This is a genomic window from Alicyclobacillus sp. CIJ1 (genome assembly GCF_057538885.1).
Genome location: NZ_BAAJPH010000142.1, coordinates 1 through 390, shown reverse-complemented (window position 1 = coordinate 390; position 390 = coordinate 1). Strand labels below are relative to the sequence as shown.

The 390-nt window shown below is 61.0% G+C and carries 1 protein-coding gene; it reads right to left on the bottom strand.

What is annotated here, in order from left to right:
• Nucleotides 1–390 (bottom strand): transposase (locus AC27E8_RS13005; RefSeq protein ID WP_487111502.1); only part of this gene is annotated, 390 nt, incomplete at both ends.

The following is a 390-nucleotide window of genomic DNA, read 5'->3' as shown; positions in this document are numbered from 1 at the left end:
TCAACTTGGCCATCGACTCCAAGCTGAAGTACCTCCGTGCCACCATCCACTCTTCGTGCTGCTCTTGCAAAATGGCGCCTGCGAGTCGCAGCACGGCCTCCCGATTGGGGAAGATGCCTACGACGTCCATCCGCCTCCGCATTTCCCGATTCAAGCGCTCCAGCGGATTGGTCGAGCAGATCTGCCGCCAGTGCTCGAAGGGCAGCGCCATGAACGCCAACACGTCGTCTTCCGCATCGGACAGGATATCCATCGCCTTCGGGAATCGCCCCTTCAACTCGGCCACGACGCGCCGGAGTTGCTTGCGAGCCGCCTCCTGGGACGATTGGGCAAAGATCGTCCGCAGGATGGATGCGACCATCGCCTGCTCTTTCTTCGGCACCTGACTCA